The 15,691-nt window shown below is 60.4% G+C and carries 14 protein-coding genes and 2 pseudogenes; 13 read left to right on the top strand and 3 right to left on the bottom strand.

What is annotated here, in order from left to right; translation table 11 throughout:
• Positions 1-47: 47 nt before the first annotated feature.
• From M2336_RS17780 to M2336_RS17805, 6 genes are all read left to right on the top strand, one after another.
• Positions 48-1,106 carry an aromatic ring-hydroxylating dioxygenase subunit alpha gene (locus tag M2336_RS17780; RefSeq protein WP_264593348.1) on the top strand — a complete coding sequence of 353 codons (1,059 nt, stop codon included), beginning with the start codon at positions 48-50 and terminating at the stop codon, positions 1,104-1,106.
• 126 nt (positions 1,107-1,232) lie between these two features.
• Positions 1,233-2,645, top strand: a complete 1,413-nt coding sequence (locus M2336_RS17785) for an aldehyde dehydrogenase family protein (RefSeq protein ID WP_264593349.1) — start codon at positions 1,233-1,235, stop codon at positions 2,643-2,645.
• A 12-nt stretch (positions 2,646-2,657) separates the two neighbouring features.
• Positions 2,658-3,773, top strand: a complete 1,116-nt coding sequence (locus M2336_RS17790; protein ID WP_264593350.1) for an NAD(P)-dependent alcohol dehydrogenase — start codon at positions 2,658-2,660, stop codon at positions 3,771-3,773.
• 169 nt (positions 3,774-3,942) lie between these two features.
• Entirely contained in the window at positions 3,943-4,227 is a 285-nt protein-coding gene (locus M2336_RS17795) for a type II toxin-antitoxin system RelE/ParE family toxin (protein WP_264593351.1), read from the top strand.
• A 2-nt stretch (positions 4,228-4,229) separates the two neighbouring features.
• Positions 4,230-4,508: an addiction module antidote protein gene (locus tag M2336_RS17800; protein ID WP_264572446.1), complete on the top strand. Its 279-nt coding sequence runs from the start codon at positions 4,230-4,232 to the stop codon at positions 4,506-4,508.
• Between the two features lie 26 nt (positions 4,509-4,534).
• The gene (locus M2336_RS17805) at positions 4,535-4,810 is read left to right on the top strand and encodes a BrnA antitoxin family protein (RefSeq protein ID WP_264593352.1); all 276 of its coding nucleotides are present in this window, start codon (positions 4,535-4,537) and stop codon (positions 4,808-4,810) included.
• A gap of 12 nt (positions 4,811-4,822) precedes the next feature.
• On the opposite strand, the pseudogene M2336_RS17810 reads toward M2336_RS17805, so the two are convergent.
• Positions 4,823-5,671, bottom strand: a pseudogene (locus M2336_RS17810) (DUF4113 domain-containing protein); the annotation flags it as partial.
• On the opposite strand from M2336_RS17810, the pseudogene M2336_RS17815 reads away from it, so the two are divergent.
• The 4 genes and pseudogenes from M2336_RS17815 to M2336_RS17830 form a co-directional block, all read left to right on the top strand.
• Positions 5,649-6,977 (top strand): annotated as a pseudogene (locus tag M2336_RS17815) (Tn3 family transposase); the annotation flags it as partial. The pseudogenes M2336_RS17810 and M2336_RS17815 sit on opposite strands and share 23 nt — an antisense overlap.
• 553 nt (positions 6,978-7,530) lie before the next feature.
• Positions 7,531-9,675, top strand: a complete 2,145-nt coding sequence (locus M2336_RS17820) for a ParB/RepB/Spo0J family partition protein (protein ID WP_264593353.1) — start codon at positions 7,531-7,533, stop codon at positions 9,673-9,675.
• A 225-nt stretch (positions 9,676-9,900) separates the two neighbouring features.
• Positions 9,901-10,482: an Abi family protein gene (locus M2336_RS17825; RefSeq protein ID WP_264593354.1), complete on the top strand. Its 582-nt coding sequence runs from the start codon at positions 9,901-9,903 to the stop codon at positions 10,480-10,482.
• A gap of 189 nt (positions 10,483-10,671) precedes the next feature.
• Positions 10,672-10,935, top strand: coding sequence for a WGR domain-containing protein (locus M2336_RS17830; protein ID WP_264593355.1), 264 nt, complete (start codon positions 10,672-10,674; stop codon positions 10,933-10,935).
• A gap of 802 nt (positions 10,936-11,737) precedes the next feature.
• On the opposite strand, the gene M2336_RS18080 is transcribed toward M2336_RS17830, so the two are convergent.
• Positions 11,738-11,956 carry a TraC family protein gene (locus tag M2336_RS18080; RefSeq protein WP_413716188.1) on the bottom strand — a complete coding sequence of 73 codons (219 nt, stop codon included), beginning with the start codon at positions 11,954-11,956 and terminating at the stop codon, positions 11,738-11,740.
• The gene (locus tag M2336_RS17835; protein ID WP_264593356.1) at positions 11,850-12,374 is read right to left on the bottom strand and encodes a hypothetical protein; all 525 of its coding nucleotides are present in this window, start codon (positions 12,372-12,374) and stop codon (positions 11,850-11,852) included. The genes M2336_RS18080 and M2336_RS17835 overlap by 107 nt, the downstream gene beginning before the upstream one ends.
• 248 nt (positions 12,375-12,622) lie before the next feature.
• On the opposite strand from M2336_RS17835, the gene M2336_RS17840 reads away from it, so the two are divergent.
• From M2336_RS17840 to M2336_RS17850, 3 genes are all read left to right on the top strand, one after another.
• Positions 12,623-13,003 (top strand): hypothetical protein, encoded by a 381-nt coding sequence (locus tag M2336_RS17840; RefSeq protein WP_264593357.1) that lies wholly within the window; start codon positions 12,623-12,625, stop codon positions 13,001-13,003.
• Positions 13,004-13,537: 534 nt separating this feature from the next.
• On the top strand, positions 13,538-13,927 hold the full coding sequence (locus M2336_RS17845) for a DUF3768 domain-containing protein (RefSeq protein ID WP_264593358.1): 390 nt from the start codon (positions 13,538-13,540) through the stop codon (positions 13,925-13,927).
• A 145-nt stretch (positions 13,928-14,072) separates the two neighbouring features.
• Positions 14,073-15,437, top strand: coding sequence for a DUF4942 domain-containing protein (locus M2336_RS17850; RefSeq protein WP_264593359.1), 1,365 nt, complete (start codon positions 14,073-14,075; stop codon positions 15,435-15,437).
• Positions 15,438-15,691 lie beyond the last annotated feature (254 nt).

The following is a 15,691-nucleotide window of genomic DNA, read 5'->3' on the forward strand; positions in this document are numbered from 1 at the left end:
CTCTCCTCTCCTTTGGGGCCGGCGCAAGATTTTCTGAGGATTGCACCATGTCCAATCTGATCCGCAACTGTTGGTATGTAGCTGGCTGGAGCACGGACTTTAGCCGCACGCCTGAGCAACGCTGGCTCCTGGGGGAGCCCATTGTCCTTTATCGTCGCACCGATGGCGGCATTGTCGCGCTAGAGGATCGTTGCGCGCATCGCATGGCGCCGCTCTCTGCAGGGCGGGTGGAAGACGATGCCATCCGCTGCATGTATCACGGCCTCAAATTCGGCTCGGACGGCCGTTGCATGGAAATCCCTGGTCAGGAGCTGATCCCTGATCGAGCGTGCGTGCGTCGATATCCTGTCGTCGAGAAGAATAGTTGGGTCTGGGTCTGGATGGGGGATCCGTCGCTGGCCGACGACAGCCGGATCGCTAACTCGAAGGCGCTTGATGATCCGTCCTGGATCCTGAAGACGGGACACCTGGACTATGAGGCCAACTACGAACTGATCAACGACAACCTGCTTGATCTCACCCACCTGACATACGTTCATGCCGGCAGCTTCGGGGCAGACGAGGCCTGGTCTCGGAACCGCCCGAAGATCGAGACGCTCGACAACGGCATTCGCTCATCGCGCTGGATCATCAACTCGCCGCCGATCCCACCGCTCGGCAAGGCGGCTCAGCACGAGCGCGTTGATATTTGGACGAGCTTCGATTTCATCATGCCCGGCACGTTCCTTCTCTACACTGCAATGTATGCGGCAGGGACGGCGCGGTTATGTGGCGAGGGCGAGCCTGGGGCTGAGCACGAGATCCTGTTCAACAACTTCACTAGCCAAGCCGTCGTTCCGCTCTCTGAACAGACATCCCGCTACTATTTCAGCTGGGGGCCGGGCGCTGCATTCGGCACAGAGGCCGACGCGCAGATCATGATCGACGTCGCCAAGTCTGCTTTCCTCGAAGACAAGGTGATGATTGAGGCGCAGCAGCGGATCATCAACGCGAATCCACAGGTTCGCCCGATGCCCACGTCGGCGGACAAGGCGATCACGATCTTCCAGCGAATGATGAAAGCTCAGGATGTAGCGCGGGACGCACCCGTCTTCGAACGGGCTTGATGCACTCAATGATGGCAAGCCGCCTCCGATGTGTCGCCTCGCCCAAAGAACCGGTCGCTGCGGGCAAAGATAGCCATCCGCATCGATCTTACTCTCTCGCGAAACTGCAAATCGAAGGGCAGATTGATGGAACAGGAATTCAAGCTCCTCATTGACGGCCAAGCCGTTGCCGGCGCATCGAGCTTCGATGTCGTAAACCCGGCAACAGGCCGGGCCTTTGCCAGCTGCCCCAAGGCCGACATCACCCAGCTCAACCAAGCCGTTGCTGCGGCTCGCGCGGCGTTTCGGAGCTGGTCCGCAACGAGCTTTGAAGATCGCGCGAACATGGTCGAATGCCTCGCCGCTGCGTTGGAGGAGCGGGCAGCGGAGTTTGCCAGCCTGCTGACCACCGAGCAGGGCAAGCCGCTCGACCAGGCTATTGGTGAGGTAATCGGCTGCACCTATGTTCTGCGCGCTTTCTGCAGCATGGAGCCGCAAACCAAGGTGCTTCGAAATGAAGCCGGCAATCAGGTGATCGAGCATCGCACGCCGCTCGGTGTTGTTGCGGCGATAACGCCATGGAACTTCCCGCTCGTCCTGCTCATGAACAAGATGGGCCCGGCTCTCGTGACCGGCAACACGATGGTCGTGAAGCCGGCACCGACGACGCCGCTGACGACCTTGCTGTTTGGCGAGATTTGCCAAGCGGTTTTGCCGGCCGGCGTGGTCAATATCATCTGCGATCAAAATGATCTTGGTGCTGAACTGACAGCCCACCCCGATATCGCGAAGATCGCCTTCACCGGCTCGACCGCTACGGGCAAAAAGGTCATGGCGTCGGCCGCCGCAATGGTGAAGCGCGTCACGCTGGAGTTGGGCGGCAACGATGCTGCAATCGTTCTGGACGACGTTGATCCGAAGGTCGCTGCGCGCAAGATCTACGATGGCGCCATGACGAACGCGGGGCAGATTTGCGTGGCGATCAAGCGCGCATATGTGCCGAGCAGCATCTACGATGATTTCTGCGAAGAGATTGCCCGCATCGCGAGTGAAGCGATCGTCGATGATGGCGCGAAACAAGGCACAACGGTCGGGCCCGTCCAGAACAAGATGCAGTTCGACAAAGTGTGTGCTTTGATCGAGGACGCCAAGCAGCGTGGTCGGATTATCGCCGGTGGTGCGCCGCTCGACAGAGAGGGCTTCTTCATCCCTCCGACGATCGTGCGCGATCTGCCGGAGGATGCTCCCCTGGTTCGCGAGGAGCAGTTTGGGCCCGTTCTACCTGTTCTCAAGTATGACGATGTCGACGATGTTGTCGCGCGTGCGAATGATTCCGAGTTCGGCCTTGGCGGCACGATATGGGGCAAGGATGTCTCGCGGGCGACTGACATTGCCAAAAGGATCGACACCGGAACCGTTTGGGTGAACCAGCATCTCGCAATCGATCCGACTATCCCTTTCCGAGGCTCAAAGCAGTCTGGCTTTGGCGGTGAACTCGGCGAGGCCGGCCTCGAGGAATACACTCAGGCTCACATTATCAACGCGGTCGCGCTGGCCTGATTGGAGTTATTCATGACAACGCAAATCAGCGCTGCCGTTCAGCGCGAGGTGGGCGCTGCGCCCGTGCTCGAGACGCTCACGATCGACGACCCTCGCCCAGGCGAGATACTCGTCGCGATCAAGGCCGTGGGGGTCTGTCATACCGATATGGTCATGCGCGACGGGCATCTTCCGATACCTCAGCCCGTCGTTCTAGGGCACGAGGGCTCCGGAATGATCGCCAAGCTTGGTGATGGCGTAGAAGGTTTCAGTGTCGGAGACCACGTCGTCCTCAGTTTCGACAGTTGCGGGCACTGCGTGCCCTGCGAACAACATGATCCCGCCTACTGCAACAGTTGGTTCGGCTTGAACTTTGGCGGTCGCCGAGCCAGCGATGGGACGACGGCGCTTACGGATGCGGATGGAAAGAATGTCCATAGCCACATCTTCGGGCAGTCCTCGTTCGCAACTTATGCTCTCGTGGGAGCACGCAACGCGGTGAAGGTCGACAAGGATCTTCCTCTGGAATTGCTTGGGCCGCTCGGCTGCGGGATCCAGACTGGGGCAGGAACGGTGCTCAACGTTCTCAAGGTCCGGCCGGGCAGTAGCGTAGCAGTGCTTGGAACAGGTGCCGTCGGATTATCGGCGATCATGGCGGCAAAAATCGCCGGCGCTGCGACGATCGTCGCGCTCGATCTTAACATGGAACGCGTGGCTTTGGCGCGGGAGTTAGGCGCGACGCACGGGTTGAAGGCTGACACCGCGACCGTGCTCGATCACGCGGCCGCGGCGGGCGTCCCTGGCGGTTTTGAGTATATCATCGATACGACGGGGATTCCGGCTGTATGCAATGGCGCCGTCATGGCGTTGGCGCAGCGCGGCGAATTCGCCCTCGTCGGTGCCTATCCGGCAGTCAATATTGAAGCGCCCGGCAACTTTCTCATGAGCGGTGGTCGCGTTGTGCGTGGCGTTGTCGAGGGCGGCGCCGACCCCCAGGCCTTCATTCCGCAACTGATTGAGCACTACCGCGCTGGGCGCTTCCCGTTCGATCGGCTCGTTCAGTATTTCGACTTTGCCGACATTGCGCATGCCATCGAGCAGGGCGAGAGCGGAAAGGTTATCAAGCCGATCGTGAGGACGCCGGCATGAGCAAGCTTCTCAGCAATCGGAAAACTATGTCGTCGATTTCCGCAAACTATGAGGGGATTTCGGAAATCTTTCATGGTCAGTCACACCCCTTTGGCCAGGCAAGAGCCTGTTTTCCACTAAAGTGCACATTTCCCTTGCCACCTCTTCGCCTGTTCACTATAGTAGACATATGATCGAAGTCCGTCAGACCTTCCAGTTCCGAAAGTGGCTCAATAGCCTCGATCATCATGCCCGCGCCCGCGTGGAAATTCGCATTCGCCGTGTTTCCATGGGCAATTTGGGAGACGCCAAGTTCTTTGAGGGCATTGGTGAATTACGGATCGATTTCGGGCCAGGCTATCGCGTCTATTTCATCAAGAAGGGCGATGTGTTGGTGATCCTCTTGGCGGGCGGAGACAAGAAATCGCAGAAACGCGATATTCGTGACGCACTTGAGTTGGCGAAGGAGTTTTAGACATGGCTGAAACGACAATTTGGGACCCGACCGAGTTCCTTGCAAACGAGGATGCGATTGCCGCTTATCTGGACGCGGCTTTTGAAGAGGGCGACCCGGCCCTTATCGTCGCAGCAATCAGCGACGTCGCAAAGGCGCGCGGCATGAGCGACATTGCAGCGAAAGCAGGCATGTCTCGCTCAGGTCTTTACAAGGCTCTTGGCGAAGGCGGAAATCCTTCACTGGCGGGCCTTCTCGATATCATGAAGGCAATTGGCGTCCGTCTCGCTGTAGCGGCATAAAGCATCGAGCTACTGAGGAAACTGCCATGGCTGATGTCAAATATACTAAGGCGGATATTGCCGAAGTGAGCGATAACCCGGAATTGACGGCGAAGGAGATCGCCGAGGCCCGCCCCTTTGCCGAGGTTTTCCCCGAACTTGCAGCGAAGATGCGCGCCCGAGGGAAACAGAAGACGCCCACCAAGGTCAGCACCACGATCAGGCTTTCTCCCGAAGTGGTCGAGCACTTCCGTTCAGACGGACCCGGTTGGCAGTCCCGGATCGATGACGCGCTCAAGGATTGGGTGGCAGCCCGTCGTTGACCGCTTGGAGGTTCACCGGGCAACCGGAACCTCCCCGATCCTCGTCGTCCACGCCTGACTCTTCATCAAGCGCTTGGTGTCATAGCTGCGCGCCCCCTGCCCTTCGGCCGCGAGGCGGACCGTGCTTCGCCCGTAGCGTCGGTTCAGCCCATTCAGCGCGGCCAGCAGCTCGCCCGCTTTCGGATCGGCAGCAGCGAAGAGATCGCCTTGCATCGCGTCAGCGGCGTGCAGCCCTTCGAGCATCACGCCGCATTTCGTATAGACCGAGCCACTGGCGAACATGGCGTCGGACAATGCGCCTGCGACCCGCGCGACCACCCGAGGATCGTTCGTCGCTGGCGAGAGGCGCGCAGAGCGCGAGGCCGACGGTGCGTTCGGCTTGAACCGGCTCCCGTGCATGAACGCGATCAGCCGCGTCGCAACCAGGTCCTGCGCCCTGATTTTTTCGGCGGCGCGCACAGCGCGCCGCACCATTGCCTCGCGAATTGTCGTGGCATCGCTCACCGGCTCGCCGAAGCATCGCGTAACGGCGGTGGCCTTCAACGGCTCTGGCTCGGGCTGAAAGCCCTCGCATTCGATCCCATTGAGTTCGAGGACAAGACGCTCGAGAACGACCGTGCCGACGCTCCGCGCAACGTCGGGATGCAGCGCGGCAAGCTCCGCAGCGGTCGATACCCCCAGCGGCCGCAGCCGCGCTGCCAGCGCTGGCCCGATCCCCCAAACCTCCTCGACCGGCCACGCCGCAAACAGCCGCTTGCGCAGCTCTGAATCGTGCAGATCGACCACACCGCCCCAAACCTTCTCCGATGCTTTGGCGAGCGCATTGGCGACCTTGCTCAGCGCGCGTGTCGGACCAAGCCCGAAAGGCAGCATCGAGGACGGCACACTGCGCATCGATCGCCTCACCGCCGATTCGCCGGACGGGATCGAGGAGTTGGTGCTTGATCTATATCGCCGACTGCCGCCCGTCCGTATCACCGACCTGCTCCTCGAAGTCGATAAAGCGCTGGGTTTCACCGACGCCTTCACGCATCTGCGCACCGGCGTGCCGTGCGGCGACCGGATTGGTTTGCTCAACGTCCTGCTTGCCGAGGGCCTGAACCTCGGCCTGCGCAAGATGGCTGAGGCTTCCAACACCCACGACTATTGGCAACTTTCCCGCCTCGCGCGCTGGCATGTCGAAAGTGCGGCGATTGACCAGGCGCTTGCTAACGTGGTCGCCGCACAGGGCGATCTGCCGTTGGCGCGGGTCTGGGGCATCGGCACTACCGCGTCTGCCGATGGCCAGTTCTACCCTGCCGCTCGGCAGGGCGAGGCGATGAACACAGTCAACGCTCGCTACGGCAACGACCCCGGCATCAAGGCCTATACCCACGTCAACGACCGCTTCGCGCCGTTTGCATCGCGGACCATCCCAGCCACAGTCAGCGAAGCACCCTATTTGCTCGACGGGCTGACGATGAACGAAGCAGGGCGACGAATAGAAGAGCAATACGCCGACACTGGCGGGTTCACCGACCATCTGTTCGGGATCAGTGCCATGCTCGGCTATCGCCTCGTGCTGCGCATCCGCGACCTGCCGTCCAAACGGCTGTACGTATTCGACCCTGCCGCCACGCGGAGCGAACTGCGCCCGCTGGTAGGCGGCAAGGCTCGTGAGGCGCTGATCGTTTCCAACTGGCCCGATCTGTTCCGCTGCGCCGCCACCATGAGCGCGGGCCAGGTCGCGCCAAGCAGCATCTTGCGCAAGCTCGCTGCCTATCCGCGCCAGAACGATCTTGCCTCCGCGTTGCGCGAGGTGGGCCGGATCGAGCGGACGCTGTTCATCATCGAATGGATACTCGATGCCGGCATGCAGCGCCGTGCACAGGTCGGCCTAAACAAGGGCGAAGCACATCATGCGTTGAAGAACGCCCTGCGAATCGGCCGTCAGGGCGAAATCCGTGACCGTACGACGGAGGGTCAGCATTACCGGATCGCCGGCCTCAACCTGCTCACCGCCACCATCGTCTACTGGAACACCCTGCATCTCGGCCATGCCGTCGAGGCTCGGCGTCGCGAAGGGCTCGATACCCCCGACCATCTTCTCGCCCATATCTCGCCGCTCGGATGGGCGCACATCCTCCTCACTGGCGAGTACCTCTGGCCAAAAGACACCGCCGCTTAGGGTGTCATTTCGCCCTCACCTGGAACCGACCCCCACTTCACGCGATTGGGGGGAGCCATGACCTGGAGCACGACCCTTCGGGTACGGCTCTATCTCCGTTGCGCTACGACCGAGCCACCGTGCCGGCGTCTCGGCCCATTCGGGTGACGATCCTCGCGTGAGATAGCCGGGCAGGCCACTCCCCTCCGCCAGCTCATGGGGTCAGCGCTGCGGTCCGTGGCCTTTAATGCCCGAAGATCCTCTGTGCGCGCGCCGGACGATGCCGGCGACACGCTAGGGACCGCTGCCGCGGCCGTCTCAGGGCGCTGCGCGCGTTCCGGGGCCTGTTCCTGCCCCCTTTGCTACGGCCTGGCCGTCTCCGGCGCTCACGCGCCTCCGCTTGGTCGTGCGGGAGGTATCCCCAACGCTCAGTCGCTCCGCTCCCTGCGCGCCGGGTGATCCCCCTCCCCCCCGCACGAGCCGATGCAAATTCCCCGACCCAGTTCGCCACTCGGCAGAAGCCGATGGCACGGGGCCATCGCCTTCGGCTCCAAATCAGAAAGGGAAAAACGACATGACCAAGACCAGCAAGCCCGCAAAACAAACGATCCTGCACCTCGCTGTTGAGCAGCTTCACGCGAGCGAACGCAATGTCCGCAAGACCCCATCCAGCGCGGCCAGCGATGCCGAAGTGTCAGCATCCTTGCTCTCGGTGGGCCTCATTCAACCGATGGTCGTCATCGACCGCGAGGGTGGCGGCTATGAAGTGATTGCCGGAAACCGCCGCCGTCGTTTGCTGACCGCACTTGCCGAGGCCGACCCGAGCCGCAAAGGCATGACATTCCCGTGCATGAAGGTCGGTGACCTCTCAAAAGTCACTGAAATCAGCATGGCAGAAAACCGTGCGCGTGAAGCCATGTCCCTCCCCGACGTGTATCGAGGATTCGCCGCGATCCGGGCCGAGCGCCCCGAGGCGACCCTTGAAGAGCTTGGCGCGATGTTCGGCTATGACGTGGCCCGAACTGCCCGCATCATGCGCATTGCAAACCTGCATCCGGAAATCATGGACCTCTACAGCGCTGGCGAGATCACCGACGCGCAGGCCATGGCCTATGCCGCCACCGAGGACCAATCCTTGCAGATCGCCGTCTATCGCCAGTTGGAAGAGCAGGCGACCTATGACCACCAAAAGAATGCCAGCGCCATCCGCAAGGCGATGAACTCGGGCGACCATGAACTATCGAAGCTGATCCGCTATGTCGGCATCGAGGCCTATCGCGAAGCGGGAGGGGTTTTCGAGGCCGATCTGTTCGCAAAGGAGGGCGAAGGCATCGTGCAGAACCCCGATTTGCTCCGGAATCTTGCCGCGCAGCGCATGGCCGATGATAAAGACCGGTTCGAGCATAAGATCGTGCGCAATGGCCGCGTGATTGGCGAAAAATGGGGGTTGGCTGACCTGCAATTTTCATGGGCGGCGTCGCCTCCGCAGATCAAGCAATATGGCTATCTCTCGACCGATCATGAACTTCGTATTCGCCTAAAGCTTGGCGATTTACCCAAGAATCACGCGCCCACTCATGCCGGTGTCGAGGATCGCCTTGCCGCGATGCTCGATGAGGACGGCGAGGTCCTGCCCGATCTGGAAGAGGCTTATGGGAAGCTCTCGGAAGTGTTGGCGGAGCTGAACGCGATGCGCCCGATCATTTTGCCCAAGAAGGGTGCGGTGGTAGGTGTCGCGTCAATCGACAATGACGGCGCATTCGACGTAGCGCTTTGGTTTGCGGATCGTGCCGCCAAGGGCGCGGACGTTCCCAAGGGCGCAACCGAGCAGCGCGGCGCCAAGGCCGAGTTGAGCCCAGCAGAGGCAGAGCGCGCCCGCTTCGGCCTGTCCAAGGACAATATGCAGGTCATGATGCTCATCCGCCGCGACATGATCCGCGCCGAATTGATTCAGTCGGCATCCGCAGGGTCCTCGCTCGCGCTCGATTTCATGCTGTTCACTCAGGCACGCACGATCCTCATGCCGACACCGGGCTATGGCAACACGGTCTATTTCCATGGTGAGGATCAGGGCATCAACGACCTTCCCCATGATGAGGATGGCACCAGCAAGATTGCCGAGCTGGTGAAAGGGCGTCCGGAAAGAGCGGCATGGCTCATGACCAAGGAAGACATGGCCTCCGCGACATGGAGGACCGCACATGATCCCATTGCGGGCTTTACGCTGTTCCGCCAGTTGTCCGACCTCGACAAGAACAAGGTCGCAGCAATGGTCGCCGGTCACATGCTCATGGCGACCACCTCTGCCTATAGCGAGGGCCGCACGCCCCGCATGGTCTGCGAACTGGCGAACATCATCGAGGGCGAACCCGGCTTTGGACGCTGGCGCGATGCCATCGATCTGGACGAGGCGTTCTTTGCCAAGCTCTCCCACAAGGCTCGCCTTGCTCTTCTCGACAGTTGGGGACTGGCAGATCGCGCCAAGGGAATGAAGGCCAGCGAAACCGCTGCCTTCTGTGCCCGGATCGCCAATTGCGACGAGGAAGACACCAAGTTGCTCGGCTTGCATTCCGACGATGTTGCCGAGGCTGTGAACTGGCTCCCGGACTTCATGGAAACCGGGACCATCCCTCCCCTCCCCGTCAAGATCGAGGGACCCGAGGCATTCAATGATAGCGGCGATGAGGACGAGCTGCCCGAACTGGACGAAGCTGCCTGACAAGGGCGCCGGAGGGGCCTCGTCGCCCCTCCGACACACTTGGAGGGCCGTTACCACGGCCATTTTGGGGCGCTGCGCGCAAAAGAAAAGGCCCGCCGGGGGGGCGGGCCTTTAGGTATCCTTTGACGATGAGGGGGGGCGTGAGCCCGCTTTCTCAAAGCCGTTGAGTGACATATAGGCCTGTTGACGACACCGTCAATAGCGTAGGCCTAAGGATGTATCGCGTTGCCCTTTACGACTGATGAAGCCCAGGAATTGCCCGGCATCATATCAGCACCGCGCTTTGCTACTTACCTCCAGGCCATGGGTAATGACAGGGACAAGGCCCTGGCGCTCTACGAGTGGAATCTTGATCTATCGGCTGCCTTGTTCGTCCCTTTGCAGGTTTGCGAAGTCGCAATCCGCAACGGAATCTCCGAGGGGATCGAGCGCGTGCACGGCGCAAACTGGCCTTGGAACAATGGTTTTCTTCGGAGTTTGCCAAGGCCGCGAACAAGAAAGCGCTACAGCGCTGCTAATGACCTAGGCCAATGCGCTTCCTATTTGCCGACAACCGGCAAGATCATTGCCGAGCTCAAATTCGCGTTCTGGGAAAATATGTTCACCGTCGGACAGGAGACGCGCATCTGGAACCAACATTTCCGCGCCTGCTTTCCCGGCGCCCCGCCCAACCAGTCTATCGCGCAGTGCCGTCTAACCGCATACAATGATCTTCGCGCTATCCGCCAGTTGCGCAACCGGATTGCTCACCACGAACCCATTTTTGCGCGTGTGATCGCTGACGATACCAACGCATCCATGACATGATTGCGTGGCGCAGCCCGATTTCAGCTGCATGGATGGACAACAAGCAAGCCGTTCTCGGCTTGGTGCAGGCCAAACCTCAGCCCTGAAGATCGTCGCGCTGGAAAGCTGATCGAACGACTGAATCAGTCCTGACATACTGATTCAGATTTCCGGTTGGACCTCGCGCGCGCGCGCGAGGACAGTGCGGCTATGCTCGATGCCGACGATCAGCTCATCCGCCTGCAGGCCGTGGACCTCGCACGCAACATCGCGCGCCGCTACGAGATTCACGTTCAGCGCGACCTCTTCGGCGCAATCGTCGTTGACTATAGCTGGGGCCGCATCGGTGCAGCCGGGCAAGCCCGGCGCGTTTCGTTCGATGACGACGATCGCGGTGCGCGCTTCGTTCGCCAGCTCCTCGCGCGCAGAGAGACGGCGACCGCCAGAATTGGCGTCGCCTATCGCCGCGTTTAGCCACTGTGGTCGCCCGCCGTCCGCCGGCTCAACAAATCGAGCGATTTCGCATCGCACGGCGGAGCCGCAGTGTTCAGGCCAAGCAGAAGATCCTCGCGGCTGATCAGCGGCAGCCATTGGCGACCATAGCTCCGCGACGCGAGATAAAACACGCTCCCATGGCAGGCGACCATGCTGCAGCGGTCAGAGCGATCGATAAGGGTCGCCATTGGGCCGTGCTTCAATCCCAAGGCCTCCAAATCGACGCGGAGCTGCACGCCGCAATGCCGGCATTGCGCGCGCGCCAGCGCATTTGAATAATGCAATGCACCCAGCGTCCGCGCCCAACGGGGAAAAATCCGTTCAATCTTAGCTGTCATGCGGTAATTCTACCGGCTCACGGAATCGTGGTCCAGTTCCATAGGTAGGTAAATCTGAGCGCGACCCTACGGGTACGGCTCTATCTTCGCTGCGCTCCGACCGAGCCAGCGTGCCGGCGTCTCGTCCCTTCGGGTAACGATCCTCGCGTGGTAGAGCCGGGCAGGCCACTCCCCTTCGCCAGCTCTTGGGCCAGCGCCCCGTTCCGCGGCCTTTGATGCCCGAAGATCCTCGTGCGCGCGCCGGACCATGCCGGCGACACGGTAGGGCCGCTGCCACGGCCGTCCTGGGGCGCTACGCGCGTTCCGGGGCCTGCTCCTCCCCCTCTGCTACGGCCTGCCAGCGGCCGCTTGTCCATGCCGCCTAGCAGATTAGCATGTCTCATACCCATGAGTGGGCTCAGCAGCCATGTAACCCAATCCAACATAAGCGGCCATCGCCCTGGCTATTGTGTTGGCGCGGGCCTCGTTAGCTGCAAATTCAGGACTTGTCGGATATGCTGCAACAAGTTGCTCCTGAGACATGTTCGGAAATTGAGCGACATACTGCTGCCAAAGCTAGTTATTGTATTGCTGCATACTGTTAAGAGAGTGCGCCAGTTCGTGGGCAACCACGTATAGAGCGCCATTTTGATGTTGCGTATACTGATACGCCAATTGAGCATTGATCAACACGGGCACATTGTTGCCATTCGACCCTACCAGGTTCTCTCCGGCTCGCCCCGGTCCAAAATTCGTGGTGACTAATCTGAATGTCATGTTCTTCGCGTTAGCTAAGACTTCGGCGAATGAGTAACTGCCGGAACAGGGCACCAAAAAAGTGCCTTGGGAGTAAGAATAGAGCGCGGCTGCCCCTCCAATCCCGATGAGGGCGTTTTTGATCTTGCCAGCAGTAATAACAATTTCGGGAGTATTAGCGTCTTCGTCGATCGTGACATTGTTTTTGACGCTCAAGTCGGACATCGCGAGGTCCGCTAGTGCAACCCCTGGGCCCGCTGGCGATCCCCCGCCGTCAAAATTATAATAATCCGTCTGCATAAATACAGAGTATGGGCGCGCGGTGACGACGATCTCGCTCGGCATCTCACTCTCCAACTAAGTGCTTCGTTTCGGGACCCGAGTGTCGGAATAATATCGTGATCTGTCAATAAGATAGTGCGGAATTCAACGGGTTGGGCGGGTAGGCATCTTGTGATAGGATGCCTCATGTCGAGCACCGATGTGAGAGGATTGCTATGTTAATCGGGCGAGTTGCTGCCGCTTCGTTCATGATCTCGACCTCAGCCTTATCACAGGTTCCCCCTCCCCCGCCTCTCCCTGGCCAAACGGCCATGGAGCAGAAGCTGGTAAGAGCCATCGAGGGTAAAAATTTAAATGGCTACTCGGCACTGCTCGATGACAAGGTTGTTGTTACCGAGGATGGTAAAGAAGTCGCGCGATCGAAAGAGGAATGGCTAAGCATTTTTGGCAGCAAGCTGGGTGCAAAGGGCGTAGTATTTCGTATTGAAGCAGGATACTCATCATTTGGAAAAATTCTTCTAATTGAGTATTTCAATTCGATGGCGAGTTGGGGGCGCAGCACACCCGCGCACTGTTGTTGGTCTTATGATGCCGTCTCATATGATATTGGGTCTACCGGGAAAATCATCGCGATTAGAAGGCTGCAGGGGGGCGACAAGGTGTTTCATCAAACGGACACCAGAAATAAGTAGCCTGTTCTAGGCAAGCAGCGATTTCAATTTGGACTTCGCGCGCGTGTGGTTTGGGCGCGACCCTCCGGGCACGGCTCTATCTCCGCTGCGCTACGACCGAGCCACCGTGCCGGCGTCTCGTCCCATTCGGGTGACGATCCTCGCGTGAGATAGCCGGGCAGGCCACTCCCCTTCGCCAGCTCTTGGTCAGCGCTGCGTTGCGTGGCCTTGATGCCCGAAGATCCTCTGTGCGCGCGCCGGACGATGCCGGCGACACGCTAGGGACCGCTGCCGCGGCCGTCTCAGGGCGCTGCGCGCGTTCCGGGGCCTGTTCCTGCCCCCTTTGCTACGGCCTGGCCGTCTCCGGCGCTCACGCGCCTCCGCTTGGTCGTGCGGGAGGTATCCCCAACGCTCAGTCGCTCCGCTCCCTGCGCGCCGGGTGATCCCCCTCCCCCCCGCACGAGCCGATGCAAATTCCCCGACCCAGTTCGCCACTCGGCAGAAGCCGATGGCACGGGGCCATCGCCTTCGGCTCCAAATCAGAAAGGGAAAAACATGACGATCCAGAATGCCTCACAGCCGCAGAGCAAGGTCGCGAAGATCGCAGCGCTTAACGACGCCATGCGTAAAGCACTGCCACAGGCCACTGGATTTAATCGTGTCGTCTTCACCGCAGGCATCGATGCCATGATCGGCGATGCGGCCCGTTGGCCCGGCTATGGGCGTCAGGCCGAGCTGCTGCGTGAGGTCCGCCAGTTTGACACGTTCGACAGCGACAACGACCCCCACGGCGAGCGAGATTTCGGGCTGTTCGATTGGCAGGGCACAAGCTGCATGTGGAAGATCGACTATTACGACACCGCCTTAGAGTTCGGTTCCTCAGACCCCAGCGATCCCAGCAAGACCGCGCGCGTTCTCACGATCATGCGTAGCGACGAATACTGATTGCGTGCGGGGCGGCCGAGCGCGCCGCCCCTCCCCCTTCCCATTCGACATCATCAGGAAGACTGACGCCGTGAGCAACGACCTCATGCACCGCGCCCAGATCGACGAGATCACCGCAGGGCGCAGCCGCGCTATCGATCTTTGGATGCAGGCCTATGACAACTTCCATGCTCTCACTGCCGAGGCTGCAAAAATCTGCGTTGGAGGATCTGTCTCCCTCCCCGTCGGGCGGTTTGAAAAAATGGAGTTGGCCGAATCGTTCCTTGCGGCCGAGATCAAGCGGAAGCGAGATCGCGAAACGGGCAAAATACATGAGAAGCCCGCTCGGGACGACTTTGAAGACCAGATTACCGGCGCGATCGACTCCCGCTGCTGGACCCATCTTCTGGAGACGCTTGGCTTTGACCAACTGCTGGACCGTCAGGCACGCGAGGAGTTCTATTCAAGCTTGAAGGGCGCACCGCCGGCATTCACCTCTGAAAATTGCACGTCGACGTTCGGCAACATCTGGGAGAACCGCCGCACGCTTTATCTGCGCGGTATTGCCAACACGTTCATGGCTCTGGACCGCCGGTTTCGGTCACATGACGGGTTCAAGATCGGGTCGCGCCTCATCATCGAGCGGGCGCTAAGCGACAGCCTGAATTGGTGGGACAGTTACAATCGCCGCGATACGCTGCGCGATGTCGAACGCGTGTTTCGCGAACTGGACGGCCTTGGCCCCTGCCCCGAGCATCAGAGCATCATAAGCCGGGTGACGGGCCTGCACGGACAGACCCCTTGCGTCATCAAGGGCGAATATTTCCGGGTGCGCGTGTTCGGCAATGGCAATCTGCACCTCTGGTTCGAGCGCAAGGATCTGCTGCGCGAGGTGAACAAACTCCTGGCCGAATATTATGGCGAGGTCATCGGCGACGCCTACAACAGCACCAAGGCCGACGACGCGCCAGAATATCATCTGACCCCCGCCAAGAATTTCGGAGCCTTCAACTCGTCCGAGGACGTTGCCGGCGAAGTCATGCGTTATGCGCAAATTGGCTCAGGGCAGCGCGTGCTGGAGCCCAGCGCCGGCACGGGCATTCTGGCCAGGGCGGCGCGAGACAGGGGTGCGATCGTTTCATGCATCGAGCTTCAGCCAGGTCTCGCCTACGAGCTGCGCGTGCTGCACGGATTCGATGATGTCCACGAAGCGGATTTCCTCACCATTCAGCCTGACACAGAGCTGTTCGATTGCATCATCATGAACCCGCCCTTCGATCGCGGCCGCGACTGCGATCATGTCCGGCACGCCTACCAGTTCTTGAAACCCGGTGGCGTCCTGGTCGCGGTCATGAGCGCCCGCGCCGAATATGGAGAGGACCGCCGGCACAAGGCGCTGCACGATCTGGTTGAGCGCTGCAAACCGGCCTATGGCTGGGGCAAGTGGCACGATCTGCCCCCCGGATCTTTCGCCCATGCCGGAACTCAGGTGAACACGGTTATTCTGGCAATCCGCAAGCCGAGCAGCTAAATATCGGACTTTCCCGCCCAGCGTGACTGAAGGCGAAATCGTCACGTTGGGAAACCGGGCCGGTGGATCGCTCCACCGGCCCATTTCCTTTGGTGTTCTGATCGCTCGATGTAGCGCGCTTGGCTCCCAGTCGCGGCTAGGCTGTCGGTTTTCCGTCGCGCAATCGCTCGATGCGTCTAAGCGCTGCGTTCATATTCTGTGATCGCCCGATTTCAGTCTCGCTTGTGCAGCTATCCCAAAAGTACTTCAGCGCC

The sequence above is a fragment of the Sphingobium sp. B1D7B genome (assembly GCF_025961965.1).
Lineage (GTDB): Bacteria > Pseudomonadota > Alphaproteobacteria > Sphingomonadales > Sphingomonadaceae > Sphingobium.